The sequence below is a fragment of the Mycolicibacterium psychrotolerans genome (assembly GCF_010729305.1).
Lineage (GTDB): Bacteria > Actinomycetota > Actinomycetes > Mycobacteriales > Mycobacteriaceae > Mycobacterium > Mycobacterium psychrotolerans.
Genome location: NZ_AP022574.1, coordinates 4,052,772 through 4,078,633, shown reverse-complemented (window position 1 = coordinate 4,078,633; position 25,862 = coordinate 4,052,772). Strand labels below are relative to the sequence as shown.

At 69.1% G+C, this 25,862-nt stretch carries 26 protein-coding genes; 15 read left to right on the top strand and 11 right to left on the bottom strand.

Going from position 1 to position 25,862, the window contains the following annotated elements:
* Positions 1 to 31 precede the first annotated feature (31 nt).
* The 3 genes from G6N45_RS19820 to G6N45_RS19810 are packed head-to-tail and all read left to right on the top strand — an operon-like array spanning position 32 to position 2,875.
* Positions 32 to 778, top strand: coding sequence for a (Fe-S)-binding protein (locus tag G6N45_RS19820; RefSeq protein WP_163723886.1), 747 nt, complete (start codon positions 32 to 34; stop codon positions 776 to 778).
* A complete protein-coding gene (locus G6N45_RS19815) occupies positions 775 to 2,262 on the top strand; it encodes a LutB/LldF family L-lactate oxidation iron-sulfur protein (RefSeq protein ID WP_163723884.1) in 1,488 nt (495 codons plus the stop codon). Before G6N45_RS19820 ends, G6N45_RS19815 begins: the two co-directional genes overlap by 4 nt.
* Complete coding sequence (locus G6N45_RS19810; protein ID WP_163723882.1) at positions 2,255 to 2,875, top strand: LutC/YkgG family protein; 621 nt, start codon at positions 2,255 to 2,257, stop codon at positions 2,873 to 2,875. The genes G6N45_RS19815 and G6N45_RS19810 overlap by 8 nt, the downstream gene beginning before the upstream one ends.
* A gap of 4 nt (positions 2,876 to 2,879) precedes the next feature.
* On the opposite strand, the gene pgl is transcribed toward G6N45_RS19810, so the two are convergent.
* Genes pgl through tkt form a run of 5 tightly spaced genes read right to left on the bottom strand, consistent with a single transcriptional unit; the run spans position 2,880 to position 9,288 of the window.
* Positions 2,880 to 3,611 (bottom strand): 6-phosphogluconolactonase, encoded by a 732-nt coding sequence (gene pgl, locus G6N45_RS19805; protein ID WP_163723880.1) that lies wholly within the window; start codon positions 3,609 to 3,611, stop codon positions 2,880 to 2,882.
* Complete coding sequence (gene opcA, locus G6N45_RS19800; RefSeq protein ID WP_163723878.1) at positions 3,608 to 4,519, bottom strand: glucose-6-phosphate dehydrogenase assembly protein OpcA; 912 nt, start codon at positions 4,517 to 4,519, stop codon at positions 3,608 to 3,610. The genes pgl and opcA overlap by 4 nt, the downstream gene beginning before the upstream one ends.
* Positions 4,516 to 6,045, bottom strand: a complete 1,530-nt coding sequence (zwf, locus tag G6N45_RS19795; protein ID WP_057146443.1) for a glucose-6-phosphate dehydrogenase — start codon at positions 6,043 to 6,045, stop codon at positions 4,516 to 4,518. The genes opcA and zwf overlap by 4 nt, the downstream gene beginning before the upstream one ends.
* 10 nt (positions 6,046 to 6,055) lie before the next feature.
* Entirely contained in the window at positions 6,056 to 7,171 is a 1,116-nt protein-coding gene (gene tal, locus G6N45_RS19790) for a transaldolase (RefSeq protein WP_163723876.1), read from the bottom strand.
* A 23-nt stretch (positions 7,172 to 7,194) separates the two neighbouring features.
* Positions 7,195 to 9,288, bottom strand: a complete 2,094-nt coding sequence (gene tkt, locus G6N45_RS19785; RefSeq protein WP_163723874.1) for a transketolase — start codon at positions 9,286 to 9,288, stop codon at positions 7,195 to 7,197.
* Between the two features lie 197 nt (positions 9,289 to 9,485).
* Here tkt and G6N45_RS19780 point away from each other — a divergent pair, with 197 nt between their 5' ends.
* Positions 9,486 to 10,430: a heme o synthase gene (locus G6N45_RS19780; protein WP_163723872.1), complete on the top strand. Its 945-nt coding sequence runs from the start codon at positions 9,486 to 9,488 to the stop codon at positions 10,428 to 10,430.
* Here the strand turns inward: G6N45_RS19780 and G6N45_RS19775 are convergent.
* Positions 10,427 to 11,401: a quinone oxidoreductase family protein gene (locus G6N45_RS19775; RefSeq protein ID WP_163723869.1), complete on the bottom strand. Its 975-nt coding sequence runs from the start codon at positions 11,399 to 11,401 to the stop codon at positions 10,427 to 10,429. The genes G6N45_RS19780 and G6N45_RS19775 overlap by 4 nt on opposite strands.
* Positions 11,402 to 11,441: 40 nt before the next feature.
* Between G6N45_RS19775 and G6N45_RS19770 the strand changes: the two genes are divergently transcribed.
* Positions 11,442 to 12,380: an ATP-grasp domain-containing protein gene (locus tag G6N45_RS19770; RefSeq protein WP_163723867.1), complete on the top strand. Its 939-nt coding sequence runs from the start codon at positions 11,442 to 11,444 to the stop codon at positions 12,378 to 12,380.
* Here G6N45_RS19770 and G6N45_RS19765 read toward each other — a convergent pair.
* Genes G6N45_RS19765 through mptB form a run of 4 tightly spaced genes read right to left on the bottom strand, consistent with a single transcriptional unit; the run spans position 12,330 to position 16,704 of the window.
* Positions 12,330 to 13,286, bottom strand: coding sequence for a COX15/CtaA family protein (locus G6N45_RS19765; RefSeq protein WP_163723865.1), 957 nt, complete (start codon positions 13,284 to 13,286; stop codon positions 12,330 to 12,332). The two genes, G6N45_RS19770 and G6N45_RS19765, sit on opposite strands and share 51 nt — an antisense overlap.
* A 45-nt stretch (positions 13,287 to 13,331) precedes the next feature.
* Positions 13,332 to 14,111, bottom strand: a complete 780-nt coding sequence (locus G6N45_RS19760) for an ABC transporter permease (protein WP_163723863.1) — start codon at positions 14,109 to 14,111, stop codon at positions 13,332 to 13,334.
* Positions 14,108 to 15,046 carry an ABC transporter ATP-binding protein gene (locus tag G6N45_RS19755; RefSeq protein WP_057146436.1) on the bottom strand — a complete coding sequence of 313 codons (939 nt, stop codon included), beginning with the start codon at positions 15,044 to 15,046 and terminating at the stop codon, positions 14,108 to 14,110. Before G6N45_RS19755 ends, G6N45_RS19760 begins: the two co-directional genes overlap by 4 nt.
* The gene (gene mptB, locus G6N45_RS19750) at positions 15,043 to 16,704 is read right to left on the bottom strand and encodes a polyprenol phosphomannose-dependent alpha 1,6 mannosyltransferase MptB (protein ID WP_163723861.1); all 1,662 of its coding nucleotides are present in this window, start codon (positions 16,702 to 16,704) and stop codon (positions 15,043 to 15,045) included. The genes G6N45_RS19755 and mptB overlap by 4 nt, the downstream gene beginning before the upstream one ends.
* A gap of 51 nt (positions 16,705 to 16,755) precedes the next feature.
* Between mptB and G6N45_RS19745 the strand changes: the two genes are divergently transcribed.
* From G6N45_RS19745 to G6N45_RS19715, 7 genes are read left to right on the top strand one after another with little or no spacing between them, the layout of a single operon-like run.
* Positions 16,756 to 17,556, top strand: a complete 801-nt coding sequence (locus G6N45_RS19745) for a helix-turn-helix transcriptional regulator (protein WP_275998280.1) — start codon at positions 16,756 to 16,758, stop codon at positions 17,554 to 17,556.
* Positions 17,557 to 17,614: 58 nt separating this feature from the next.
* On the top strand, positions 17,615 to 19,054 hold the full coding sequence (gene sufB / locus G6N45_RS19740; protein ID WP_163723858.1) for a Fe-S cluster assembly protein SufB: 1,440 nt from the start codon (positions 17,615 to 17,617) through the stop codon (positions 19,052 to 19,054).
* Positions 19,054 to 20,244: a Fe-S cluster assembly protein SufD gene (sufD, locus tag G6N45_RS19735; RefSeq protein ID WP_163723856.1), complete on the top strand. Its 1,191-nt coding sequence runs from the start codon at positions 19,054 to 19,056 to the stop codon at positions 20,242 to 20,244. The genes sufB and sufD overlap by 1 nt, the downstream gene beginning before the upstream one ends.
* Positions 20,245 to 20,246: 2 nt before the next feature.
* A complete protein-coding gene (gene sufC / locus G6N45_RS19730) occupies positions 20,247 to 21,017 on the top strand; it encodes a Fe-S cluster assembly ATPase SufC (protein ID WP_163723854.1) in 771 nt (256 codons plus the stop codon).
* Between the two features lies 1 nt (position 21,018).
* Positions 21,019 to 22,263 carry a cysteine desulfurase gene (locus G6N45_RS19725; protein WP_163723852.1) on the top strand — a complete coding sequence of 415 codons (1,245 nt, stop codon included), beginning with the start codon at positions 21,019 to 21,021 and terminating at the stop codon, positions 22,261 to 22,263.
* On the top strand, positions 22,260 to 22,727 hold the full coding sequence (sufU, locus tag G6N45_RS19720; protein ID WP_163723850.1) for a Fe-S cluster assembly sulfur transfer protein SufU: 468 nt from the start codon (positions 22,260 to 22,262) through the stop codon (positions 22,725 to 22,727). Before G6N45_RS19725 ends, sufU begins: the two co-directional genes overlap by 4 nt.
* Positions 22,727 to 23,074, top strand: a complete 348-nt coding sequence (locus G6N45_RS19715) for a metal-sulfur cluster assembly factor (protein WP_163723848.1) — start codon at positions 22,727 to 22,729, stop codon at positions 23,072 to 23,074. Before sufU ends, G6N45_RS19715 begins: the two co-directional genes overlap by 1 nt.
* Before the next feature lie 7 nt (positions 23,075 to 23,081).
* Here G6N45_RS19715 and G6N45_RS19710 read toward each other — a convergent pair whose 3' ends face one another.
* Positions 23,082 to 23,762, bottom strand: a complete 681-nt coding sequence (locus G6N45_RS19710) for a haloacid dehalogenase type II (protein ID WP_264061248.1) — start codon at positions 23,760 to 23,762, stop codon at positions 23,082 to 23,084.
* 97 nt (positions 23,763 to 23,859) lie between these two features.
* On the opposite strand from G6N45_RS19710, the gene G6N45_RS19705 reads away from it, so the two are divergent.
* The 3 genes from G6N45_RS19705 to G6N45_RS19695 are packed head-to-tail and all read left to right on the top strand — an operon-like array spanning position 23,860 to position 25,838.
* Positions 23,860 to 24,576, top strand: coding sequence for a flavodoxin family protein (locus tag G6N45_RS19705; protein ID WP_163723846.1), 717 nt, complete (start codon positions 23,860 to 23,862; stop codon positions 24,574 to 24,576).
* Between the two features lie 45 nt (positions 24,577 to 24,621).
* Positions 24,622 to 24,984 (top strand): thioredoxin, encoded by a 363-nt coding sequence (trxA, locus tag G6N45_RS19700; RefSeq protein WP_057146425.1) that lies wholly within the window; start codon positions 24,622 to 24,624, stop codon positions 24,982 to 24,984.
* Between the two features lie 32 nt (positions 24,985 to 25,016).
* The gene (locus tag G6N45_RS19695; protein WP_163723844.1) at positions 25,017 to 25,838 is read left to right on the top strand and encodes an enoyl-CoA hydratase; all 822 of its coding nucleotides are present in this window, start codon (positions 25,017 to 25,019) and stop codon (positions 25,836 to 25,838) included.
* Positions 25,839 to 25,862: the final 24 nt, after the last annotated feature.

Below are 25,862 nucleotides of genomic sequence, written 5' to 3'. Positions count from 1 at the left end.
GGGCGTCGGATACGGTGTTGGAGATGCTCGCATGAACGTCCGGGTGGCGTTGTTCGCCACCTGCTACAACGACCTGATGTGGCCCGAGACGCCGAAAGCAGTTGTGCGACTGCTGCGCCGCCTCGGCTGTGAGGTCGAATTCCCGCGTGGGCAGACGTGCTGCGGGCAGATGTTCACCAACACCGGATACGCGGCCGAGGCCGTTCCGGCTGTCCGCGCGTTCACCGCCGCCTTCGCGGGGTACGACGCCGTCGTCGCACCGTCGGGCTCCTGCGTGGGTTCGGTGCGCCACCAGCACCGCGATGTCGCCGCGCGGTCCGGCGACGCCGACCTGGCGGCGCGCGTCGACGCGATCGCCCCCCGGGTGTACGAGCTCTCCGAATTCCTGGTCGACGTCCTGGGGGTCACCGACGTCGGCGCGTACTTCCCGCATCGCGTCACCTACCACCCGACGTGTCACTCCCTGCGGATGCTCGAGGTCGGCGACCGGCCCCGCCGCCTGCTGGAGGCGGTGCGCGGCATCGACCTCGTCGACCTGCCCCGGGCCGACCAGTGCTGTGGATTCGGCGGCACATTCGCGATCAAGAACGCCGACACCTCCGTGGCGATGGGTTCCGACAAAGCCAGGGCCGTCCGTGACACCGGAGCCGAAGTTCTTGTCGCCGGCGACAATTCGTGCCTGGCCCACATCGGCGGGCTGCTCTCGCGGCAGCGCGCCGGCATGCGGGTCATGCATCTGGCCGAGGTTCTCGCCAGCAGTGAGGGAGCTCCCGCATGAGCGGGCATCCGCACGTCGGTGTCACGGGGGCGTTCCTGGGGCTGCCGTCCTTCCCGAACGCGGCGAAGACGGCGCTGAGCAACTCGGTGCTGCGGCGCAACCTGTCCCACGCCACCGGCACCATCCGCGCCAAACGTGCCCGCGTCGTCGAGGAGCTGTCCGACTGGGAGGAGTTGAGGCTGGCGGCGGCGGCCATCAAGGACGCGGCACTGCACCGGCTCGACGAGCACCTGCTGGCCTTCGAGGCGAACGCCACCGCGGCGGGGGCGACCGTGCACTGGGCGCGGGACGCGGCCGAGGCCAACCGGATCGTCGTCGACCTGGTGCGGGAGCAGGACGCCACCGAGGTGGTCAAGGTCAAATCCATGGCCACGCAGGAGATCGAACTCAACGAGGCCCTGGCCGACGCCGGGATCGACGCCTGGGAGACCGATCTGGCCGAACTCATCGTGCAGCTCGGCGGCGACTGGCCCAGCCACATCCTGGTCCCGGCGATCCACCGCAACCGCGCCGAGGTGCGCGAGATCTTCCTGCGGGAGATGGGCCGCGTGGGCCGGCCGGCGCCCGACGATCTCACCGACGAACCGCGCCGCCTCGCCGAGGCCGCGCGGCTGCACCTGCGCGAGAAGTTCCTGCGCTCCCGAGTCGCCGTCTCGGGAGCCAACTTCGCGATCGCCGACACCGGCAGCCTGGTGGTGGTCGAGTCCGAGGGAAACGGCCGGATGTGCCTGACCCTGCCCGAGACGTTGATCTCGGTGGTCGGCATCGAAAAGGTGCTGCCGTCGTGGCGTGACCTCGAGGTGCTCCTGCAGGTGCTGCCGCGTAGCAGTACGGGGGAGCGGGAGAACCCCTACACGTCCGTCTGGACCGGACCCGCCGAGGGAGACGGCCCCCGCAACGTGCACATCGTGCTGCTGGACAACGGTCGCACGGGCGTCCTCGCCGACGTGGACGGGCGCGACGCGCTGCGCTGCATCCGCTGCTCGGCATGCCTGAACGTGTGCCCGGTCTACGAACGCACCGGCGGGCACGCCTACGGCTCGGTGTACCCCGGCCCGATCGGCGCCGTGCTGACCCCGCAGTTGCGGGGAACTGCAAGTGAGATCGACAAATCGCTGCCCTACGCGTCGAGTCTGTGCGGTGCCTGCTTCGACGTGTGTCCGGTGCGCATAGACATCCCGTCGATGCTCGTGCACCTGCGCACCCGGGTGGTCGACGAGCACCGCGGCGGGATGCCGACGGGGGAGCAGGCGGCGATGACGGCGGCGAGCTGGCTGATGGCCGACCATCGCCGGCTCGAGGCCCTGGAGAAGACGGCCGCCATCGGCGGCAAAGCCCTGCGCAGCAAGGTGTTCGGAACCAAGGACCGGCTGCGGTCATTGCCGTGGCCTGCCACCGCATGGTCCGGAGCACGCGATGCTCCGGTGCCGCCGACGGAGTCGTTCCGGGCCTGGTGGCAGCGCACCGGAGGCGGTCATGAGTGAGGCGCGCGAGGAGATCCTCGGCCGGATCCGCGCGGCACTGGCCGATCGGCCCGCGCTCGCCGAGGTGCCGTGGCGCTACGGCGCTGACGTCGGCACCGGCGATCGCGACCTGGTGGAGCGGTTCCTCGAGCGGGTGGCCGACTACCGGGCGCGGATCGACCGCGTCGACACCGCCGGCGCCGCAGCGGCGATCGCGGCAGCCCTGGCCGGTGCACGCGCCGTGGTCGGCGACCCTGCCGTGCAGGCGGCGTGGCCGGACGCCGCGCCGTGGGTGCCCGATGCCGGCCTGACCGCAGCGGATCTCGACGACGTCGACGCCGTGGTCACCACCGCGACCGTGGCGATCGCCAACACCGGCACCCTGGTGCTCGACCACGGCCCGGGTCAGGGCCGACGAGCGCTGAGTCTGGTTCCCGACGTGCACGTATGCGTGGTCCGAGTCGACCAGATCGTCGACGATGTGCCGAAAGCCGTTGCACGTCTTGTTGATTCAGGTGTGCATACCCGGCCGTTGACGTGGGTCAGCGGGCCGAGTGCGACCAGCGACATCGAGCTGGACCGGGTGGAAGGCGTGCACGGTCCGCGCACGCTGCACGTCATCGTCGTCGGGTAGACGCCTATAGCTTGGACGCCGCGGCCTCGTCGAGCAGCCACACCGTGGCCTCGCGTCCGACCGCGCCGGCCGCAGGAATGTCGACCGGTGCCGCTCCGCCGAGCGCGGCCGCCACGGCGTCGGCCTTGCCGTCGCCCGACACCACCAGCCACACCTCGCGGGAACGCTGAATCGCGGGCAGAGTCAACGTGGTTCGCTGCGGCGGTGGCTTGGGTGAATCGGTCACGCCGACCACGATCCGTTCGGTCTCCCGCACCGCATCGGTGTCCGGGAACAGTGAGTTGACATGCCCTTCGGGCCCCATGCCCAGGAGATGAACGTCGAATTCGGTTGTGATCTCGGCGAATGTCTCGTTGAGCAACTGCTCGTAGCCGGCGGCCGCGGCCTCCAGGTCGTCGCCGAACTCGCCGTCGCTGGCCGCCATCGTGTGGACGTTGACCTCGGGGATGTCGATGTGGTCCAGCAGCGCCTCGCGGGCCTGCTTCTCATTGCGTTCGTCGTCATCCGCGGGCACGAACCGCTCATCGCCCCAATAGACGTGCACCTTCGACCAGTCGATCTCGCCGCTGCGTTCACCGACGCGCTTGAGCAACCCGATGCCGGTGCCTCCGCCGGTCAGGACCACGCTGGCCTGCCCGCGGGCCGCGATCGCCGCGGTGATCGCGCCCACCAGGCGGTCGCCGGCGGCCTTCACCAGGTGGTCGGTGTCCGGGTAGCGCTCCACGATCGTGTTCACACGTACTGCACTTTCTCGATGCCCTGCAGGGCCTCGAAGTAGATCTCGTCGGCGTCGAGGCGCCGCATGTCTTCAGCCAGGCACTCGCGGGTCTCCCTGCGGGCCAACGGAACCAAGGCCTCTGGTTGAGCGGTGCGGGTGAGCCTCGCGGTGACGCCGTCCTGGGGCCGGCTGAGCGTGATCGTCTCACCGTCGCGCACCAGTTCCACCTTGAGTTCACCGACGGCACGCCGCACCGGACCATCGATGCGGTGAGCCAGCCAGCCCGCGAGGAGGTCGAGGGCCGGTTCTGTCGCCAAGCCGGAAACCAGCGCCGACGTGATCGGCTCGTGCGGCGGAAGATCCACAGCTGAGGTCAGGAGCGCCCGCCAGTAGGTGATCCGGCTCCACGCCAGGTCGGTGTCGCCGGGCGTGTATCCCTTCAGGCGGCCCTTGATCGTCGCCAGCGGATCGGTGCCGTTGGTGGCATCGGTGATGCGACGGATCGCCAGTTTGCCGAGGGGGTCATCGGCCGGCACATCCGGCGCGACATCCGGCCACCACGTGACGACCGGCGTGTCAGGCAGAAGGAACGGCATGACGACGCTGCTGGCATGCCCCGCCAAGGGGCCGGAAAGCCGCAGGCAGACAACCTCGTTGGCACCCGCGTCGCGGCCCACCCGCACCTGCGCGTCGAGCCGGGCATCGTCGGCCAGGCGGTCACCCGGTGCGACGACGACGACGCGGCAGGGATGTTCGCGGCTGGCCGCGTTCGCCGCCTCGATCGACTCCTCGAGCAGCGCTTCGGTGGTCGGAGCGATGACCAGCGTCAGCACCCGGCCGAGGGTGATCGCCCCGCCCTCTTCGCGAAGCGCGATGATCTTCTTGTTGATGACGTCGGTCGTGGTGTCCGGCAGGTCGAGAATCATGGACGTCTCCATTCGCGGCCGGTGCGGCGCAACATCTCGAACGCAGAGTCAGGTCCCCAACCACCCGCCTCGTACGGGTCGGGTTTGCCATGAGATGCCCAGTAATTCAACGCGGGATCCAAGATGCGCCAAGCCAATTCGACCTCCTGATTGACCGGGAACAGTGATGGCTCACCGAGCAGGACGTCGAGGATCAGGCGTTCGTAGGCTTCTGGCGACTCCTCGGCGAAGGCGGACCCGTAGGAGAAGTCCATGCTGACGTCGCGGACTTCCATCAAGTTGCCCGGAACCTTCGACCCGAAGCGCAGCGTGATGCCCTCGTCGGGCTGGACCCGGATCACCAGGGCGTTCTGTCCGAGTTCCTCTGTCATGGTGGCATCGAACGGGAGATGCGGCGCGCGCTTGAACACCAGTGCGATCTCGGTGACCCTGCGGCCCAGTCGTTTTCCGGTGCGCAGGTAGAACGGAACGCCGGCCCAGCGCCGGGTGTCGACGTCCACCGTGATCGCCGCGAAGGTCTCGGTGGTCGAGGTCTTGGAGAATCCTTCCTCCTCGAGCAGACCCACTACTCGCTGACCGCCCTGCCAGCCTGCGGTGTACTGCCCACGCGACGTGGTCTCGTCCAGTGGCTCGGCCAACCGCGTCGCGGACAGCACCTTGATCTTCTCGGCCTGCAGTTCGGCGGGGAGGAAGCTGACCGGCTCCTCCATCGCCGTCAACGCCAGCAGTTGCAGCAGGTGGTTCTGGATGACGTCGCGCGCGGCGCCCACCCCGTCGTAATACCCGCCACGACCGCCCAATCCGATGTCCTCGGCCATCGTGATCTGGACACTGTCGACGTAGTGCGCATTCCACACCGGCTCGAAGAGCTCGTTGGCGAAGCGCAGCGCCAGGATGTTCTGGACGGTCTCCTTGCCGAGGTAATGGTCGATGCGGAACACCGACGATTCCGGGAAGACGTTGTTCACGATGGCGTTGAGGTCTTCGGCGCTCTTGAGGTCGTGACCGAAGGGCTTCTCGATGACCACCCGGCTCCAGCTGCCCTCGGGCTTCTTCGCCAGGCCGGTCCGCGACAGTTGTTCGAGCACCTGCGGGAACGCCTTAGGGGGAATCGACAGATAGAACGCGTGATTGCCGCCGGTCCCGCGTTCGGCGTCGAGCTTGGCCAGCGTCTCCGCCAGATCCTCGAACGCCTTCTCGTCGTCGAACGTGCCCTGCACGAAGCGGATACCTTCGGCCAGTCGGTCCCAGACCTCCTGGCGGAACGGCGTGCGGGCGTGTTGCTTGACCGCATCGAGGACGACCTGACTGAAGTCCTGGTCGGCCCAGTCCCGGCGGGCGAACCCCACCAGCGCGAACGACGGCGGCAGAAGGCCGCGGTTGGCGAGGTCGTAGATCGCCGGCATCAGCTTCTTGCGGGCGAGGTCACCCGTGACCCCGAAGATCACCACGCTGCACGGGCCCGCGATGCGGGGCATGCGCTTGTCGCGCTTGTCCCGCAGCGGGTTCTGCCAGGGCTGGCTCATCGTCGAGGGGTCACTTCTTGTCGTCGAGCTGGCCCCGGGTGGCTTCGAGCAGTTCGTGCCACGACTTCTCGAACTTCTCCACACCCTCGTTCTCGAGCGCCAGGAACACGTCGGTCAGGTCGATGCCGACCGCGGCGAGCTGGTCGAAGACCTCCTGCGACTCCGCGCCGCGACCGGTGACGGTGTCACCGGTGACCACACCGTGGTCGGCGACCGCGTCGATCGTCTTCTCCGGCATCGTGTTCACCGTGTTCGGCGCGACCAACTCGGTGACGTAGAGCGTGTCGGAGTAGTCGGGGTTCTTCACACCGGTCGACGCCCACAGCGGCCGCTGCACCCGGGCACCGGAGGAGCCCAGCGCCGAGAACCGGTCGCCGCCGAGGAAGACCTCCTCGTAGGCCGCGTAGGCCAGCCGGGCGTTGGCCACGCCGGCCTTGCCGCGCAGCGCGAGCGCCTCGTCGGTGCCGATGTCTTCGAGCCGCTTGTCGATCTCGGTGTCCACGCGGGAGACGAAAAACGATGCGACGGAATGGATCCGGGACAGATCGTGGCCGGCCTCCTTGGCCTTCTCCAGGCCCGCCAGGTAGGCGTCCATCACGGCGCGGTGGCGCTCGACCGAGAAGATCAGCGTTACGTTCACCGAGATGCCCTCGGCGATCACCGCGGTGATCGCCGGCAGGCCGGCCTCGGTGGCCGGGATCTTGATCAGCAGGTTCGGCCGGTCGACGATCTTCCACAACTCGATCGCCTGCAGGATCGTCTTGTCGGTGTCGTGCGCCATCCGCGGATCCACCTCGATGGACACCCGGCCGTCGACGCCGCCGGACTGCTCGTAGACCTTGGCCAGCACGTCGCAGGCGTTGCGGACGTCGTCGGTGGTGACGGTGCGGATCGTGGCGTCGACGTCGGCGCCGCGTTCGGCCAGCTCCTTGATCTGGTCGTCGTAGGCGTCGCCCTTGGACAGCGCCGCCTGGAAGATCGACGGGTTCGTGGTGACGCCGACCACCGACTTGGTGTCGATCAGTTCCTGCAGGTTTCCGGTCTGCAGCCGTTCGCGGGACAGGTCGTCGAGCCACACCGAGACGCCTGCGGCGGACAGTGCCGCCAAGTTCTGGTTCTGGGTCATGTCAATTCCTCGCTTATCGCTGGCTAGTTCGCAATGCTGCGTTCCGCTGCGGCCACCACTGCCTCTGGAGTGAACCCGAATTCGCGGAACAGGGTCTTGTCGTCGGCCGACTCGCCGTAGTGCTCGATGGAGATGATCTCGCCGGTGTCCCCGACGATCTTGTACCAGCTCTGTGCGACCGCGGCCTCGACGGCCACGCGTGCCGACACCCGCGGCGGCAGCACGCTGTCGCGGTACTCCTTGGGCTGCGACTCGAACCACTCGAGGCACGGCATCGACACGACGTAGGCCGAGATGTCCTTGTCGCGCAACAGCTTCTGCGCCTCGACCGCGATCTGTAGTTCGGAGCCGGTGGCGATCAGGATGACATCGGCGTCGTCGGCGGGGGAGCCGCCGCCGAGCACGTAACCGCCCTTCTCGACGCCTTCGGCGCTGGTGCCCTCCAGCACCGGGATGCCCTGACGGGTCAGGATGAAACCGACGGGGCCGCTGCCGTTGCCGCGGGCCAGGATGCTGCGCCACGCGTAGGCGGTCTCGTTCGGGTCGCCCGGGCGCACCACCGACAGGTTCGGGATGGCCCGAAGCGCCGCGAGGTGTTCGATCGGCTGGTGGGTGGGGCCGTCCTCGCCAAGGCCGATCGAATCGTGCGTCCAGATGTAGATGGTGTCGATGTCCATCAGGGAGGCCAGCCGCACCGACGGACGCATGTAGTCCGAGAACTGCAGGAACGTGCCGCCGAACGCGCGGGTCGGGCCGTGCAGCACGATGCCCGACAGGATGGCGCCCATCGCGTGCTCGCGGATGCCGAAGTGCAGCACCCGGCCGTACCAGTCGGCCTGGAAATCCGACGTCGAGATCGACGGCGGCCCGAACGACTTCACGCCCTTGATCGTGGTGTTGTTGCTGCCCGCGAGGTCGGCCGAGCCGCCCCACAGCTCCGGCAGTTTGGGGGCGACGTCGTTGAGCACCTGGCCGAACGCGGCCCGGGTGGCGACGGCCTTGGAGCCGGGCTCCCAGTGGGTGATGTCGGCGTCCCAGCCCTCCGGCAGTTCCTCGGCGGTCAGCCGGTCCAGCAGCGCCTTGCGCCCGGGTTCGCGTGCGGCCCACGCGTCGAAGTCCTGCTGCCAGGCGTCGTGGGCCTCCTTGCCGCGGCCGACCAGGCCGCGGGTGTGGGTGATGACGTCCTCGCTGACCTCGAACGTCTTGTCGGGGTCGAAGCCGAGGATCTCCTTGGTCGCGGCGACCTCGTCATCGCCCAGCGCCGAGCCGTGCACGCCGCCTGTGTTCATCTTGTTCGGCGCCGGATAGCCGATGATCGTGCGCAACGCGATGAACGACGGGCGGTCCGTCACCTTCTTGGCTTCGGCGATCGCCTGCTCGATGCCGACCACGTTCTCGCCGCCCTCGACCTCCTGCACGTGCCAGCCGTAGGCCCGGTAGCGTGCGGCGACGTCCTCGCTCAGCGCGATGTTGGTGTCGTGCTCGATGGAGATCTGGTTCTTGTCGTAGAACACGATGAGATTGCCCAGCTGCTGGGTGCCCGCCAGCGAGGAGGCCTCGCTGGTGACGCCCTCCTCCATGTCGCCGTCAGAGGCGATGACGTAGATGTAGTGGTCGAACGGGCTCTGCCCGGCCGGCGTGTCCGGATCGAACAACCCGCGCTCGTACCGCGAAGCCATCGCCATGCCGACCGCCGACGCCAGCCCCTGACCCAGAGGGCCCGTCGTGATCTCCACGCCCTTGGTGTGGCGGAACTCCGGGTGGCCGGGAGTCTTGGACTTGAAGGTCCGCAGCGACTCGATGTCGGACAGTTCGAGACCGAAGCCGCCCAGGTACAGCTGCAGATACAACGTCAGGCTCGAGTGCCCGCAGGACAACACGAACCGGTCGCGGCCGAGCCAGTGCACGTCGCTGGGATCGTGGCGCATCTGGCGCTGGAACAGCGTGTACGCCAGGGGCGCCAGGCTCATCGCCGTCCCGGGATGCCCGTTGCCCACCTTCTGGACCGCGTCGGCGGCGAGAACCCGGACGGTGTCGACCGCGCGCGAATCGAGGTCGGTCCAGTCGTCGGGATGGTTCGGTCGGGTCAGCGAAGAGATCTCTTCGAGCGTGGTCACGAGGCGCACTCCTTGACTCAGTTGGGCGTGTCGGTCCGCAGGAACCACCCTAGTGCGGAACGCAGCGGGCACGCAGGGGTCATCCCCGCGTACCCGAATCCACCCCTGCAATTTCGGTGCCGGGCATCAGCGGTCTACCATCGGCTGTAGTAGATGCCTGTGGGCTGGACGCCGTCCGGCGAGAAGGAGTTGGTTGCGTGAGGATCCGCGAAGGCCACCTCGTCGGGGATTCGGCCGACGCGCGGCCCCACGGTTTCCGCACAATCCTGCTGGGCTATCTGTCGCTGACCAAGCCGCGCGTGATCGAGCTGCTGCTCGTCACCACGATCCCCGCGATGCTGCTGGCCCACCGCGGCAGCGTGGATCCGCTGCTGATCCTGAACACGATGTTCGGCGGTCTGCTGGCCGCGGCCGGTGCGAACACGCTCAACTGCGTTGCCGACGCCGACATCGACAAGGTGATGAAGCGCACCGAGCGCAGGCCGCTGGCGCGTGCGACGGTGCCGCGCAGCCATGCGCTGGTGTTCGGGCTGGCGCTGTCGGTCGGATCGTTCTTCTGGCTGTGGTGGACCACCAACATGCTCTCGGCGCACCTGGCCGGTGCCACGATCGCGTTCTACGTGCTGGTGTACACGCTGCTGCTGAAGCGGCGGACCTCGCAGAACGTGGTGTGGGGCGGGGCGGCCGGCTGCATGCCGGTGATGATCGGATGGTCGGCGGTGACCGGCACGATCCAGTGGCCGGCCCTGGTGATGTTCCTGATCATCTTCTTCTGGACACCGCCGCACACCTGGGCGCTCGCGATGCGCTACAAGGAGGACTACAAGGCGGCCGGCGTGCCGATGCTGCCCGCGGTGGCCACCGAGCAGCAGGTCACCAAGCAGATCCTGATCTACACCTGGCTGACCGTCATCGCGACGCTGGCGCTGGCCCTGGCCACCGGATGGCTCTACGCGTCGGTGGCGATCCTGGCGGGCACCTGGTTCCTGGTGATGGCCCATCAGCTGTACGCCGGCGTGCGCCGCGGCGAGCCGGTCAAGCCGCTGCGGCTGTTCCTGCAGTCGAACAACTACCTCGCGGTGGTGTTCTGCGCGCTGGCCGTCGACTCGGCGCTGAACCTGCCGACGCTCCTGCACCTCTAGGGCACGAGCACCACCGAACCGACCGTCTTGCGGCCCTGCAGGTCGCGGTGGGCCTGCTCCGCGTCGCGCAAGTCGTATCGGTTGCTCACCGTCACCGTCAGCGTGCCCTCGGCGATCGCGGTCAGCAGTTCGCCCGCGCGCCACGAGAACTCGTCGGGTGTGCGGGTGTGGTGCGCCAGGTTCGGCCGGGTCAGGAACACCGACCCCGCGGCGTTGAGGCGCTGCGGGTCGAACGGCGGCACCGGCCCGCTGGCCGCGCCGAACAACGCCAGGGTGCCGCGCACCGCGAGGCTGGCCAGACTCGCCTCGAACGTCGACGCGCCGACCCCGTCGTACACCGCGGCGACGCCGTTGCCGTCGGTCAGCTCGCGGATCCGGGCGCCGAAGGCCTGCGGGTCGTCCGGGTAGTCCAGCACCTCGACCGCGCCCGCCTGCCGGGACAGTTCGGCCTTGTCCGGGGTGGAGACCGTCGTGATCACCGACGTAGCCAGGCTGGTCGCCCACTGCGTCAGGATCAGCCCGACACCGCCGGCGCCCGCGTGCACCAGCACGGTGTCGCCCTGCTGGATCGGGTACGTCGACTTGATCAGGTAGTGGGCCGTCATCCCCTTCAGCAGCGCCGAGGCGGCGACGTCGGGCGCCACGCCCTCGGGCACGTAGGCCACGAAATCGGCGGGGGCCACGCAGTAGTCGGCGTAGGCGCCCTGGGCCTGGGCGGTGACCACGCGGTCGCCGACGTTCAGGGCGGCCACCTCGTCGCCGACCGCCTCGATGCTGCCGCAGACCTCGGTGCCGACGACGAACGGCAGTTCACGCGGATACAGGCCCGAGCGGAAGTAGGTGTCGATGAAGTTGACGCCGACCGCCTCGGCCTTGATCAGCACCTCGCCGGGCCCGGGGGCGGGCTGGGGCTTCTCGACGTAGGACAGGACTTCGGGTCCGCCGGTCTCGGCGACTTCGATGGCGTACATAGGTACCCATCATGCCTTCCTGGGTAGCATCGGTCCGGCCATGAAGCTCGCGCGCCCCGACGTCTTCCACCCCCGTATCGTGCTGGCCGGCTGCCCGGCCCTGCCCGAGGGCGACGGGGACGACGCGGGACTGGTGGACGCGCTGCGCGCGCGCGGTCTGCACCCACGCTGGCTGTCCTGGGACGACCCCGCGACGCTGCGGGCCGACCTGGTGATCCTGCGGGCGACGTGGGACTACACCGACCGGCTCGACGAGTTCCTCGCGTGGACGCGGCGGGTGCCGCACCTGCTCAACCTGCCGTCGGTGGTCGCCTGGAACACCGACAAGCACTATCTCGCCGACCTCGCGGCGGCGGGTGTGCCGACGGTGCCGAGCGCGTTCTTCTCACCGGGGCAGCGGGTGCGCGTTCCGGACGGGGAGGTTGTGGTCAAACCGGCCGTCGGCGCGGGTTCGGTGGGCGCGTTGCGTTTTCGCGACGCCGACCAGGCTCGCGCGCACGCTGCGGCGCTGCACGCCGCCGGACAGACGGCGCTGGTGCAGCCCTTCGATCCGCGGGTGGCCGACGGCGAGACCGCGCTGGTGTTCCTGCGCGGTGAGCGGTCGCACGCCTTCACCAAGGGGCCGATGCTGCCGGCGCCGGGGCAGAAGCCGGAGTTCGACGAGTCGGGTACCTACGCCGAGGAACGCCTCGAGCCCGCCGACCCCGACTTCGAGCTGTGGGATGTCGGGCACGCGGCGCTCGCCGCCGCTGCCGCACACTTACGGATCCGCGTCGGCGATCTGCTCTACGCGCGCGTCGACGTGCTCGGCGACGCCGCCGCCCCGGCCGTGCTCGAGCTCGAGCTGGTCGAGCCGTCCCTGGGGTGGCGGCAGCTCGACGACGCTGCCCGCACGCGGCAGCAGCGCCTGTTCGCGCTGGGCGTCGAGTCAGCCCTCGAGGGGTTCGGGCTCGGCCCGTTCGCGCATCGACGCCCATAGCGCGGCCGTCGCCGCGGTGCACGCGGCCGCTCCGGCGACGTGGAAGGCCACCAGGACGGCGGGCACCCCGGTGTTGAACTGCACCGCACCGAGCAGGCCCTGCGCGACGACGAGAGCCACCAGGACGCCGAGCCGCCGCAGCACCGGCCGGGCCGTTCGGGTCGCGAGCAGGCCGAACGCCAGGCCGACCAGCAGCGCCAGGTACGCCACCAGCAGTGACGAGTGCAGGTGCACGAGCGTGGTGATCTCTACCTGCAGGCGCGGCACCGGTCTGTCGACGCTCTTGTCGCCGGCGTGCGGACCCGCGCCGGTGACCATGGTCCCGGTGACGAGGACGGCCGACAGGGCGACGCCGCACAGCGCGGTCAACTGGCGCAACGGTTTCGGTGCCCGTCGTACCGGGACGCCGGTGTCCGGTTGCCCGATCTTGACGTAGAGCAGCACCGCCAGCCACACCATCGTCATCGAGGCGAGCAGGTGCACGGCCACGGTCCACCACAGCAGCCCGGTCAGCACCGTGATGCCCCCGATGACGGCCTGCAGCACCGTCGACGCCGGCATCAGCCACGCGTAGATCAGCACCTCGCGGCGGCGGCGGGCGCGGGTGACCACGATGACGGCGGCGGCCGCGGTCAGCACGACGAGGAACGTGATCAACCGGTTGCCGAACTCGACGGCCTGATGGATGACGGGCACCTCGGCGTGCGGCACCGGGGTGAAACTCCCGGGGAAGCACTGCGGCCAGGTCGGGCAGCCCAGCCCGGAGGCGGTGACGCGGACGATGGCCCCGGTGACCGCGATGCCGCCCTGGGTCAGGATCACGGCCGCGGCGACGATGCGCTGCACTCGCAGGCTCGGTTCGGGGAACAGGTCGACGAGTCGCAGGAAGAGTCGTCCGACGGGCACGTGTCCGATGGTAGAGCCCGGCGAACTACCGCCCGTAGTAGGGGCTCAGGTGAAGCGGAACCAGCGCAGCGCGCACAGTGCCGCGACCGCACCCCAGATCGCCAGCACGGCGAGACCGAACCAGTCCACCGACAGCGTCATCGCCCGGGTCAGCGCCTCGGTCAACGCACCGGACGGCGTCAGCCGCGCCACCCACTGGACGGCCCGCGGCACCACGGCGCTCTCCACGGTCAGCGCGCCCAGGCCCGCGAACACGAACCACAGCAGGTTGGCGACCGCGAGCACGATCTCGGCGCGCAGGGTCCCGCCGAGCAGCAGGCCGAGCGCGGCGAACACCGCGGTGCCCAGCGCGATGATCACGGCGCCCAGCGCGAGCCCGGCCACCGCGGGCCGCCAGCCCAGGGCGATACCGATGGCGCCGAGCAGGATCGACTGCAAGAACACCACGCTGACGACGGCCAGCGACTTGCCGGCGATGATGCCCCACACCGGCAGCGCCGTGGCGCCGAGTCGCTTGAGTGCGCCGTAGCGGCGGTCGAAGGCGACAGCGATCGCCTGGCCGGTGAACGCGGTCGAGATGACGGCAAGCGCCATGATCGCGGGCGCGAACGTCGCGGCGCGGTTGGGGCCGAACGAGCCCAGCGGCAGCACCGTCAGGCCGATCAGCAGCGTGATCGGGATGAACATCGTCAACAGCAACTGCTCGCCGTTGCGCAGCAGCAGCCGCAGTTCCAGCCCGTACTGCGCGGCCAGCATCCGCGGTACCGGGGCCGGGCGCGGGTGGGGACGGAAGGTGCCCGGCGCGAACCGATTCGGCTGGGTCATGTGCGCAACTCCCGCCCCGTCAGTTCGAGGAAGACGTCTTCGAGGCTGCGCTGCTCGACACGCATGTCGGTGGCCAGCACGTCGAGCCGGGCGCACCACGCGGTGACGGTCGCCAGCACCTGCGGGTCGATGCGGCCCTCGACGAGGTACTCGCCGGGGGACGTCTCGGAGGCGCGGTAACTCTCCGGGAGCGCCGCGATCAGCAGCGACAGATCGAGCATGCGGGGCGCGCGGAACCGCAACTGGTTCTCGGCGCCGTTGCGCATCAACTCCGTCGGAGTGCCGCTCGCGACGGCCACGCCGCGGTCGATGATCAGGATGCGGTCGGCGAGCTCTTCGGCCTCGGTGAGCTGGTGGGTGGTCAACACGACGGTGACGCCGTCGCGGCGCAGCGCGTCGATCAGCTCCCACACCACCAGCCGGGCGTGCGCGTCCATCCCGGCCGTCGGCTCGTCGAGGAACACCAGCTCGGGCCTTCCGACGACGGCGCACGCGAGCGCGAGTCGCTGCTGCTGACCGCCGGAGAGACGCCGATAGGTGGTGCGGGCGGAGTCGGTCAGGCCGAGCGTGTCGAGCAGCCACTGCGGGTCGAGCGGGTTGGCGGCGTAGGAGGCGACGAGGTGGAGCATCTCGCCCGCGCGCGCGGCCGGATAGGCGCCGCCGCCCTGCAGCATGACGCCGGTGCGGGCACGCACCGCGGCGTTGTCGGTCACCGGGTCCAGACCCAGGATCTCGATGGTGCCGCCGTCGGGCCGCAGGAACCCCTCGCACATCTCGACCGTGGTGGTCTTGCCGGCCCCGTTGGGACCGAGCAGCGCGAAGATCTCGGCGGAACCGACCTCCAGGTCGAGGTCGGACACCGCCACCGTCGAGCCGTACTGCTTGCGCACACCGCGCAGGCGTACGGGCGTCGACGAAGCGGGGTGGGGGGTCACGGAGATTCAGCGTAGGCGTCGTCCGTCACAGCCGTCGCAGCCGGCGGCGCGACCGGTTCGTCCACCCGGCCCGACGCCGCCTCGGGCACCGCCCGCCAGGGCAGCCACCGATAGGTCAGGGCGATCAGAGCCAGCACGATGATGGTGCTGGCCAGCGTCGCCAGCACGATCTGGAACAGTGCGAACCGGTCGCCGTTGGCGGTGGGGCCGAAGATCCCGACGATCAGCGTGACCGCGATGACCGCTGCGCGGAATCCCGGCCGGGTGGCCCACGCGGCGAGCGGGATGATCGCCCACAGCAGATACCAGGGCTGTACGACGGGAAACAGCAGCACGGTCACCCCGAGGGCGACGCCGAGGCCGCCGACCGGGTGCAAGCGGCCGCGCAGCACCGCGAACAGCAGCCAGGTGACGATGATCGCGATCAGGCTGACGCCGATCGCACGGGTCAGCGCGAGCACCGCGGTGGTGTGGTCGCCGAGGCCCAGCAGGATGCCGACCTGCCCGGTGCCCAGCGCCAGCAGCGTCGGCGGTGACATCCAGCTGCGCACGACGTTGGCGGTGCCCAGCGTGAACAGCCATCCGAATCCGAGGCCGCTGGCCCAACCGATCAGCGCCATCACCGCCAGCGACACGGCGCCCAGCGCGCCGCCGGCCAGCAGGAACGCCTTGACGGTGCCGCCCCAGCGGTTCGCCAGCGCCATCGCGACGAACCCCAGCGCCAGCAGCCCCGGCAGTTTCACCTGGGACGACATCGTGATCAGCACGGTGCCGGCGAGCAGCATGCCTGGGGCGTACCAGCGGCCGCGAACGGCTCCGGACGTCGCTTCGATGCCGCGCAGCGCGAACTCGGTGCCTGCGAGCATCAATCCCAGCATCAGCGCCTCGTTGTGGATGCCTGCCACCAGGTGCATGAAGAGCAGCGGGTTTGTCGCACCCAGCCACAGCGCGCTGACCTCGGCGACACCGCAGCGGCGTGCCAGCCGCGGCGTGGCCCAGACGATCAGGCCGACCCCCAGCAGCACCATGAGCCGGTGGAACAGCACGGCCTCGACGATGTTCTCGCCGGTGATCGCCGAGATGCCGCGCCCGATCCACAGGAACAGCGGTCCGTACGGTGCGGGCGTCTCCCGCCACAGGCTCGGCACCGACAGCGTGAACACGTGGTCGAGGCCGAGGCCCGGCGCGGGGCCCACCCGGTAGGGGTCGCTGCCCTGCAGCGAGATCTCGCTCTGCGCGAGGTAGGAGTAGACGTCCTTGCTGTACATGGGCGGCGCGATCAGCAGCGGCAGCGCCCACAGCAGCAGAGTGCGGTCGACCTGGCTGCGCGTCATCCGCCGCTTGCCCAGCGCGAAGCGGCCGAGCATCAGCCAGGCCAGCGTCATCATCACCGCGCCGGTCGTCGTCATCGTCAGCGAGACCGTCTGGATGCGGGACGGCAGGTTGAGCAGCCGGACGCCGAACGTGGGATCCTGGACCACGGGCCGGGCGCCTGCGCCCAGGGCGCCGATCGCCATCAGTACGGTGCCCGTCGCCCCGAACAGGCGGGTGCGGTGCAGCGCCACCACTTCGGCGTCGTCGAGCGGGCTGCCGACGGTCCGCTCATCGCCGTGCAGGCCGGCGATCGACGTGCTGAGCGAATGTCGGCGGGCTGCCACCCAGGCAGCGTAGCGGGCGGATATTCCCGCTCATTCCGCCATCGCGGTGTGATGATCGCGACGGTGCCGCTAAGGGTCTCCTTAGTGGACCCGGTCCTCGAATTGCGTCACACTGGTGTTGTGAAAATCCGTCCGGAGGGCACGACCGTGCCGTCGAGGGGGCCGTCGACGGCGCCTTCCACGGTGCCGCCGCATGCCGCCGACGGTGACACAAGAACGGCGATCGTCAAGCTGCTGCTGGAGTCGGGCCCGACGACGGCGGGCAGCATCGGGGAGCGCCTCGGGCTCTCGGCCGCCGGCGTGCGCCGGCACCTCGACGCATTGATCGAGGCCGGCGACGCCCAGGCGAAGTCGGCCGCGGCGTGGCAGCAGGAGGGCCGAGGGAGGCCCGCCAAGCGCTACCAGCTCACCGCGGCCGGCCGCGCCAAACTCGAGCACACCTACGACGACCTGGCGTCGGCGGCCATGCGCGCGCTGCGCGAGATCGGCGGCGACGACGCGGTGCACACCTTCGCTCGTCGGCGCATCGACACGATCCTGGCCGGTGTCGAACCGGTCGCGCCGAGCGCGGGCCCCGACGACGTCGAGGCCGCAGCCGACCGGGTCGCCGACGCGTTCAGCCGTGCCGGCTACGCGACCACCACCACGCAGGTGCGCGGTCCGGTCCGGGGGGTGCAGATCTGCCAGCACCACTGTCCGGTTTCGCACGTCGCCGAAGAATTCCCCGAACTCTGCGAAGCCGAACAGCAGGCGATGGCCGAGGTGTTGGGTACCCACGTGCAGAGGCTGGCGACCATCGTCAACGGCGACTGCGCCTGCACCACCCACGTCCCGCTGAATCCGACCGCATGACCGCTTCGGCGCACGGCCCGCGCCGAAGCCCCGACACGAACAAAAGGAGTGTGTCGCAATGACACTCACACCGGAGGTCAAGCCCGAGGCGTTGACCCAGGAGGAGACCATCGCCTCCCTGGGTAAGTACGGCTACGGCTGGGCCGACTCCGACGTCGCGGGGGCCAGTGCGCAGCGCGGGCTGTCGGAGGCGGTCGTCCGGGACATCTCGGCGAAGAAGAGCGAGCCCCAGTGGATGCTCGACATCCGCCTCAAGGCGCTGCGCACCTTCGACAAGAAGCCGATGCCGAACTGGGGTTCCAACCTCGACGGCATCCACTTCGACAACATCAAGTACTTCGTGCGGTCCAGCGAGAAGCAGGCCGCCACGTGGGACGACCTGCCCGCGGACATCAAGAACACCTACGACAAGCTCGGCATCCCCGAGGCGGAGAAGCAGCGCCTGGTCTCAGGTGTGGCGGCGCAGTACGAGTCCGAGGTGGTCTACCACTCGATCCGGGAGGACCTCGAAGCCCAGGGCGTCATCTTCCTGGACACCGACTCGGGTCTGCGTGAGCATCCGGAACTGTTCCGCGAGTACTTCGGCACCGTGATCCCGGCCGGCGACAACAAGTTCTCCGCGCTGAACACGGCGGTGTGGTCGGGCGGTTCGTTCATCTACGTGCCGAAGGGTGTGCACGTCGACATCCCGCTGCAGGCCTACTTCCGGATCAACACCGAGAACATGGGCCAGTTCGAGCGCACGCTGATCATCGTCGACGAGGACGCGTACGTGCACTACGTCGAGGGCTGCACCGCGCCGATCTACAAGAGCGACTCGCTGCACAGCGCTGTGGTCGAGATCGTCGTCAAGCCCGGCGGGCGGTGCCGCTACACCACGATCCAGAACTGGTCGAACAACGTCTACAACCTGGTGACCAAGCGGGCCCGCGCCGAGGCGGGCGCGACCATGGAGTGGGTCGACGGCAACATCGGCTCCAAGGTCACGATGAAGTACCCGGCGGTGTGGATGACCGGTGAGCGCGCCAAGGGCGAGGTGCTGTCGGTGGCGTTCGCCGGCGAGGGCCAGCATCAGGACACCGGTGCCAAGATGCTGCACCTGGCGCCCAACACGTCGAGCAACATCGTGTCCAAGTCGGTGGCGCGTGGCGGCGGCCGGGCGTCCTACCGGGGGCTGGTCCAGGTCAACAAGGGCGCCCACGGGTCACGCTCGAGCGTCAAATGCGATGCGCTGCTGGTCGACACGATCAGCCGCAGCGACACCTACCCCTACGTCGACATCCGCGAGGACGACGTCACGATGGGCCACGAGGCCACCGTGTCCAAGGTCAGCGAGGATCAGATGTTCTATCTGATGAGCCGCGGGCTGACCGAGGACGAGGCGATGGCGATGGTCGTGCGCGGCTTCGTCGAGCCGATCGCCAAGGAGCTCCCGATGGAGTACGCGCTGGAGCTCAACCGGCTGATCGAGCTGCAGATGGAAGGTGCGGTCGGCTAGTGGCGGGCACGAATCTGACCGAGGCAGTGGAGGGTTCGGCACTGTCGGCGGCGAACAAGGGTGAGATCTTCACCTCCTTCGACGTCAACGCGTTCGAGGTGCCCGGCGGCCGGGACGAGATCTGGCGGTTCACCCCGCTCAAGCGGCTGCGCGGGCTGCACGACGGCTCCGCGACGGCGACCGGCACCGCGACCATCGAGGTCGCCGCACCTGATGCTGTCCGCGTGGAGACGGTCGCACGCGACGACTCCCGCCTCGGCCAGGCGGGTGCGCCGGCCGATCGGGTTGCCGCGCAGGCGTATTCGTCGTTCGCCTCCGCGACGCTGATCGATGTCCCGAAGAACGCCGTGCTGCGCGACCCGATCGAGGTCACGATCACCGGCCCCGGCGAGGGCGCCACGGCCTACGGGCACCTGCAGATCCGGGTCGGCGAGCTGGCCGAGGCCGTCGTCGTGATCGACCAACGCGGCAGTGGAACGTACGCCGACAACGTCGAGTTCGTGGTCGGCGACGCGGCGACGCTGCGCGTCGTGTGGATCGCCGACTGGGCCGACGACGTCGTGCACGTCAGCACCCACCACGCGGCACTCGGCCGCGACGCCGTGTTGCGCCACGCCGCGGTGACCCTCGGCGGTGACGTGGTCCGGATAACCGGCCGCGTCCGGTACACCGCGCCCGGCGGGGACGCCGAACTGCTGGGCCTGTACTTCGCCGACGACGGCCAGCACTTCGAATCCCGGCTGCTGGTCGATCACGCTCAGCCGAACTGCCGCTCCAACGTCACGTACAAGGGTGCCCTGCAGGGCGAACCGGAGTCGCGCAAGCCGGACACCCACACCGTCTGGGTGGGCGACGTGCTGATCCGGGCCGAGGCCGCCGGCACCGACACCTTCGAGGTCAACCGCAACCTGGTGCTGACCGACGGAGCACGGGCCGACTCGGTGCCCAACCTCGAGATCGAGACGGGGGAGATCGTCGGCGCCGGACACGCCAGCGCGACCGGACGTTTCGACGACGAGCAGCTGTTCTATCTGCGTGCGCGCGGCATCCCCGAGGACCAGGCCCGGCGCCTGGTGGTCCGCGGCTTCTTCAACGAGATCATCGCCAAGATCGCCGTGCCGTCTGTCCGCGAACGTCTGACCGAAGCCATCGAACGAGAACTGGCCATCACCGAAGCGAGAAGTAACTGATCATGACCACTCTGGACATCAAAGACCTGCACGTCTCGGTGATCACTCCCGAGGGCGACGAGATCCCGATCCTCAAGGGCGTCAACCTGACCGTGAAGTCGGGGGAGACCCACGCGGTGATGGGGCCGAACGGCTCGGGCAAGTCGACGCTGTCGTACGCGATCGCAGGGCACCCGAAATACACCGTGACCTCCGGGTCGATCACGCTGGACGGGCAGGACGTGCTCGAGATGAGCGTCGACGAGCGCGCCCGCGCGGGCCTGTTCCTGGCCATGCAGTACCCGGTCGAGGTGCCCGGCGTCTCGATGTCGAACTTCCTGCGCACCGCCGCCACCGCCGTACGCGGTGAGGCCCCGAAACTGCGGCACTGGGTCAAGGAGGTCAAGGGTGCGATGACCGACCTCGGCATCGACCCGGCCTTCGGGGAACGCAGCGTCAACGAGGGCTTCTCCGGCGGCGAGAAGAAGCGCCACGAGATCCTGCAGCTCGGGCTGCTCAAGCCGAAGATCGCGATCCTCGACGAGACCGACTCCGGTCTGGACGTCGACGCGCTGCGCGTGGTCAGCGAGGGCGTGAATCGGTACGCCGACACCGAAGACGCCGGCGTGCTGCTGATCACCCACTACACGCGGATCCTGCGCTACATCCGGCCGCAGTTCGTGCACGTGTTCGTCAACGGCCGCATCATCGAGTCCGGCGGCCCTGAGTTGGCCGACGAACTCGAGGAGAACGGCTACGAGCGCTTTGCACAGGCTGCTGCCGCCGGAGCCTGACATGACGGTCGCGCGGACGCTGGACCTGAGCGCGATCAGGGCGGACTTCCCGATCCTGCAGCGGGTGATGCGCGGCGGCCGACAACTCGCCTACCTCGACTCCGGCGCGACGTCGCAGAAGCCGCTGGCTGTGCTCGACGCCGAGCGGGAGTTCCTGCTCACCTCCAACGGCGCGGTGCACCGCGGTGCCCACCAACTGATGGAGGAGGCGACCGACGCCTACGAGCAGGGACGTGAGGACATCGCGGCGTTCGTCGGCGCCGACGCCGACGAACTGGTGTTCACCAAGAACGCCACCGAAGCCATCAACCTGGTCGCCTATGCATTGGCGGACAAGCGGTTCGACCATGCGGTCGGGCCCGGGGACGTCATCGTCACCACCGAGATCGAGCACCACGCGAACCTGGTGCCGTGGCAGGAACTCGCGCAGCGAACGGGTGCGACGCTGCGGTGGTACGCGGTGACCGACGAAGGCCGCATCGACCTGGACTCGCTCGAGCTCGACGAACGCGTGAAGATCGTTGCCTTCAGCCATCATTCGAACGTCACCGGAGCGGTGGCGCCGGTGTCCGAACTGGTGGCGCGGGCCCGCGCGGTCGGCGCTCTGGTGCTCCTGGACGCCTGCCAGTCGGTACCGCACCAGCCGGTCGACCTGCACGCCCTCGACGTCGACTTCGCGGCGTTCTCCGGCCACAAGATGCTGGGACCCACCGGGATCGGCGTGCTTTACGGCAAGCGGGCGCTGCTCGGGGCGATGCCGCCGTTCCTCACCGGCGGCTCGATGATCGAGACCGTGACGATGGAGGCCACGACGTTCGCGCCGGCCCCGCAGCGGTTCGAGGCGGGCACACCGATGACGTCGCAGGTGGTCGGCCTGGCCGCAGCCGCCCGTTATCTCGACGCGCTCGGGATGCCGGCGGTCGAGCAGCACGAACGTGAGCTGGTTGCCGCCGCCCTGGCCGGGCTCTCGGAGATCGAGGGTGTCCGCGTCATCGGCCCGGCGTCGATGACCGATCGCGGGTCGCCGGTGTCGTTCGTCGTCGACGGCGTGCATGCCCACGACGTCGGGCAGGTGCTCGACGACGACGGGGTCGCGGTGCGCGTCGGGCACCATTGCGCGTGGCCGCTGCACCGCCGGTTCGGCATCGCGGCGACCGCGCGGGCATCGTTCGCGGTGTACAACACCGCCGACGAGGTGGACCGACTGGTGGCCGGGGTCCGGCGGGCGGTGGAGTTCTTCGGGTGAGGCTCGAGCAGATCTACCAGGAAGTGATCCTGGACCACTACAAGCACCCGCACCACCGCGGGCTGCGGGAACCGTTCGCCGCCGAGGTGCACCACGTCAACCCCACCTGCGGGGACGAGGTCACGCTGCGGGTGGCGCTGTCCGAGGACGGGGAGACCGTCACCGACATCTCCTACGACGGGCAGGGCTGCTCCATCAGTCAGGCGTCGACGTCGGTGCTGACCGACCAGGTGATCGGCCAGACCGTCGGGGATGCGCTGAAGACGGTGGCGGCGTTCTCGGAGATGGTGTCGTCGCGGGGCAGGATCGACGGCGACGAGGACGTGCTCGGCGACGGCATCGCGTTCGCCGGTGTCGCGAAGTACCCGGCGCGGGTGAAGTGCGCGCTGCTGGGGTGGACGGCGTTCAAAGCAGCGCTGGCCCAGGCCCACGGGCCCGAAGAGACTTCGATGGAGGAGAACTGATGAGTGAAGGTGCACTGGCCAACGAGGAATTCCTGGCCGACCTCGAAGAGGCGATGCGCGATGTGGTCGACCCCGAACTCGGCATCAACGTCGTCGACCTCGGTCTGGTCTACGGCCTGAACGTCGAGAAGGGTGACGGGGGCGACGTGGCGCTGATCGACATGACGCTGACCTCGGCCGCCTGCCCGCTGACCGACGTCATCGAAGACCAGTCCCGCACGGCGCTCGTCGGGGCAGGGCTGGTCAACGACATCAAGATCAACTGGGTGTGGAACCCGCCGTGGGGCCCGGACAAGATCACCGAGGACGGCCGCGAGCAGCTGCGGGCGCTGGGCTTCACCGTCTGATCCCGGTTCAGGCGAGCAGCCGGGCCAGCTCCCGCAGATCGGCCGCGACGACCGTCGGTTGCGGAAGCGCCGGGATGACGGCGTTGCCCGGCCGGGCGATGAATGCGCCCTGCATTCCGGCGCTCTGCGCGCCGATCGTGTCCCACACGTGCGCGGCCACCATCATGCAGTCGGCGGGCCGCACCCCGAGGGCTGCGGCGACGTCGGTGTACAACCGGGTGGCCGGCTTGAACGTGGTGAACGTGTCGACGCTGAACTGCTGCTCGACATACCGGCTGAGGCCGGCCCGCTCCAGCGGGGTGGGCGACCCGCTGACCGGCGGCGAATTCGTCAAGGTCACCAGCCGGTGACCGCGGTCGCGCATCGTGGCAAGCCCGGCGGCGACGTCGGGATGTGCCGGCATCGACCTCAGAGCTTCCCCGACGCGCTGCCAGTCTTCGTCGGTGACGTGAACGCCGTGGACCGTGCCGACCATCTGCAGGACGCCGCGGCCGAGGGTGAAGAAGTCGACGTAGGAGCCGGCCAGAGTCGTCGTCATGGAGTACATGACCAGCTGCACGAACCACTCGCGCAGCACCTGCCCGTCGCCGAACAGATCCTCGAACGCCGGCATCAGCGTCTCGATGTCGAGCAGGGTCTCGTTGACGTCGAAGATCAGGACTTCGGGTTTCGGCGCGGGTTTCGGCACATGTTTCATCATCTGCCCATTACCGCGCCGGGCTCCGTGTAACGCTCGACGCGCATCAGCGCACTGCATCTCGACGGCACGAAGACAGGAGCGCCCGATGAGCGATCTCAGCCTCGACTTCAGCGATCTGCGTGCGTTGTTCATCAACTGCACGCTCAAGCGGTCACCCGAGATGAGCCATACCGACGGCCTGGTGCGCATCAGCACCGCGATCATGGAGAAACACGGCGTCGCCGTCGACGTGGTGCGTGCTGTCGACCACGACATCGCCACCGGCGTGTGGCCGGACATGCGCGAGCACGGCTGGGCCACCGACGACTGGCCGGCGATCTTCGAGAAGTTGCTCGCCGCCGACATCCTGGTGCTGGCCGGCCCGATCTGGTTGGGCGACAACAGTTCGGTGATGAAGAAGGTGCACGAGCGGCTCTACGGCGGCTCGCACCTGCTCAACGACGCCGGGCAGTACCTCTACTACGGCCGCGTCGGCGGGTGCCTGATCACCGGCAACGAGGACGGCGTCAAGCATTGCGCCCAGAACGTGCTGTACACGCTGCAGCACATCGGCTACACCATTCCGCCCCAGGCGGATGCCGGCTGGATCGGCGAGGCTGGGCCTGGACCGTCGTACCTCGATCCCGGCTCAGGGGGACCGGAGAACGACTTCACGAACCGCAACACCACGTTCATGACGTGGAACCTGATGCACCTCGCCCGGCTGCTGAAAACGGCGGGCGGGGTGCCGGCGCACGGCAACATCCGGTCGGGATGGGACGCGGGCTGCCGGTATGACTTCGCCAACCCCGAGTACCGCTGATCCGCCGACGGGAACACCCGTACCGCACGACACGTTGAGGAAATCGTGGCTACGAAAGACATCACCGCCGAAGAGTTCAACACCACCATCAACGACAACGAGATCGTGCTGGTCGATTTCTGGGCGTCGTGGTGCGGGCCGTGCCGGGCGTTCGCCCCGACCTTCAAGGCGTCGTCGGAGAAGCATCCCGACGTCGTGTACGCCAAGGTCGACACCGAGGCCGAGCAGCAGCTCGCCGCCGCGGCGGACATCCGCTCCATCCCCACGCTGATGGCGTTCAAGAAGGGCAAGCTGGTGTTCAACCAGGCCGGCGCCCTGCCGCCCGCCGCGCTGGAAGACCTCGTGCAGAAGGTCAAGGAGTTCGACATCGACGCGGCGATCGCCGCACAGGACGACAACCAGGGCTGACGCCCGGTTCGCGCGCCCGATAACGTGCAGGCGTGAGCGCGCGCGAACAGTTCGTCCTCGTCGACAAGCCCCGGCCGCACGTGGCGCTGGTGACGCTGAACCGCCCCGAGCGGATGAACTCCATGGCCTTCGACGTCATGGTGCCGCTGCGGGCCGCGCTGCAGGAGATCACCTACGACAACGACGTGCGCGCGGTCGTGCTCACCGGGGCCGGTCGCGGCTTCTCCTCCGGCGCCGACCACAAGTCCGCCGGATCCGTGCCGCACGTCGACGGGCTGACCCGCCCGACGTTCGGGCTGCGCTCGATGGAAGTGCTCGACGACGTCATCCTGGGCCTGCGCAAGATGCACCAACCGGTGATCGCGGCCGTCAACGGCGCCGCCATCGGCGGGGGCCTGTGCCTGGCACTCGCGGCCGACATCCGCGTCGCCTCGGCCGACGCCTACTTCCGGGCCGCCGGTATCAACAACGGCCTCACCGCCAGTGAACTGGGCCTCAGTTATCTGCTGCCGCGGGCGATCGGTTCCTCGCGGGCCTTCGAGATCATGCTCACCGGCCGCGACGTCAGCGCCGAGGAGGCCGAGCGCATCGGTCTGGTGTCACGTCAGGTCCCGGCCGAGGAGCTGCTCGACGCCTGCTACGACATCGCCGAACGGATCGCGGCGTTCTCCCGGCCGGGAACCGAGCTGACCAAACGCACGCTGTGGAGTGGGCTCGATGCCGGCTCGCTGGAAGCCCACATGCAGGCCGAAGGCCTCGGCCAGCTCTACGTACGGCTGCTGACCAGCAACTTCGAGGAAGCCGTCGCGGCCCGTAAGGAGAACCGCGCAGCGCTGTTCACCGACGACAAATAACCGATTGGCCACAGGGCCGCCGCT

Excerpts from the sequence above, each read along its gene's own strand:
- G6N45_RS19820 (WP_163723886.1), top strand. The coding sequence starts at position 32 with ATGAACGTCCGGGTGGCGTTGTTCGCCACCTGCTACAACGACCTGATG.
- G6N45_RS19815 (WP_163723884.1), top strand. The coding sequence starts at position 775 with ATGAGCGGGCATCCGCACGTCGGTGTCACGGGGGCGTTCCTGGGGCTG.
- G6N45_RS19810 (WP_163723882.1), top strand. The coding sequence starts at position 2,255 with ATGAGTGAGGCGCGCGAGGAGATCCTCGGCCGGATCCGCGCGGCACTG.
- opcA (WP_163723878.1), bottom strand. The coding sequence starts at position 4,519 with ATGATTCTCGACCTGCCGGACACCACGACCGACGTCATCAACAAGAAG.
- zwf (WP_057146443.1), bottom strand. The coding sequence starts at position 6,045 with ATGAGCCAGCCCTGGCAGAACCCGCTGCGGGACAAGCGCGACAAGCGC.
- tal (WP_163723876.1), bottom strand. The coding sequence starts at position 7,171 with ATGACCCAGAACCAGAACTTGGCGGCACTGTCCGCCGCAGGCGTCTCG.
- G6N45_RS19775 (WP_163723869.1), bottom strand. The coding sequence starts at position 11,401 with ATGTACGCCATCGAAGTCGCCGAGACCGGCGGACCCGAAGTCCTGTCC.
- G6N45_RS19770 (WP_163723867.1), top strand. The coding sequence starts at position 11,442 with ATGAAGCTCGCGCGCCCCGACGTCTTCCACCCCCGTATCGTGCTGGCC.
- G6N45_RS19760 (WP_163723863.1), bottom strand. The coding sequence starts at position 14,111 with ATGACCCAGCCGAATCGGTTCGCGCCGGGCACCTTCCGTCCCCACCCG.
- G6N45_RS19745 (WP_275998280.1), top strand. The coding sequence starts at position 16,756 with ATGATCGCGACGGTGCCGCTAAGGGTCTCCTTAGTGGACCCGGTCCTC.
- sufB (WP_163723858.1), top strand. The coding sequence starts at position 17,615 with ATGACACTCACACCGGAGGTCAAGCCCGAGGCGTTGACCCAGGAGGAG.
- sufC (WP_163723854.1), top strand. The coding sequence starts at position 20,247 with ATGACCACTCTGGACATCAAAGACCTGCACGTCTCGGTGATCACTCCC.
- G6N45_RS19725 (WP_163723852.1), top strand. The coding sequence starts at position 21,019 with ATGACGGTCGCGCGGACGCTGGACCTGAGCGCGATCAGGGCGGACTTC.
- G6N45_RS19715 (WP_163723848.1), top strand. The coding sequence starts at position 22,727 with ATGAGTGAAGGTGCACTGGCCAACGAGGAATTCCTGGCCGACCTCGAA.
- G6N45_RS19705 (WP_163723846.1), top strand. The coding sequence starts at position 23,860 with ATGAGCGATCTCAGCCTCGACTTCAGCGATCTGCGTGCGTTGTTCATC.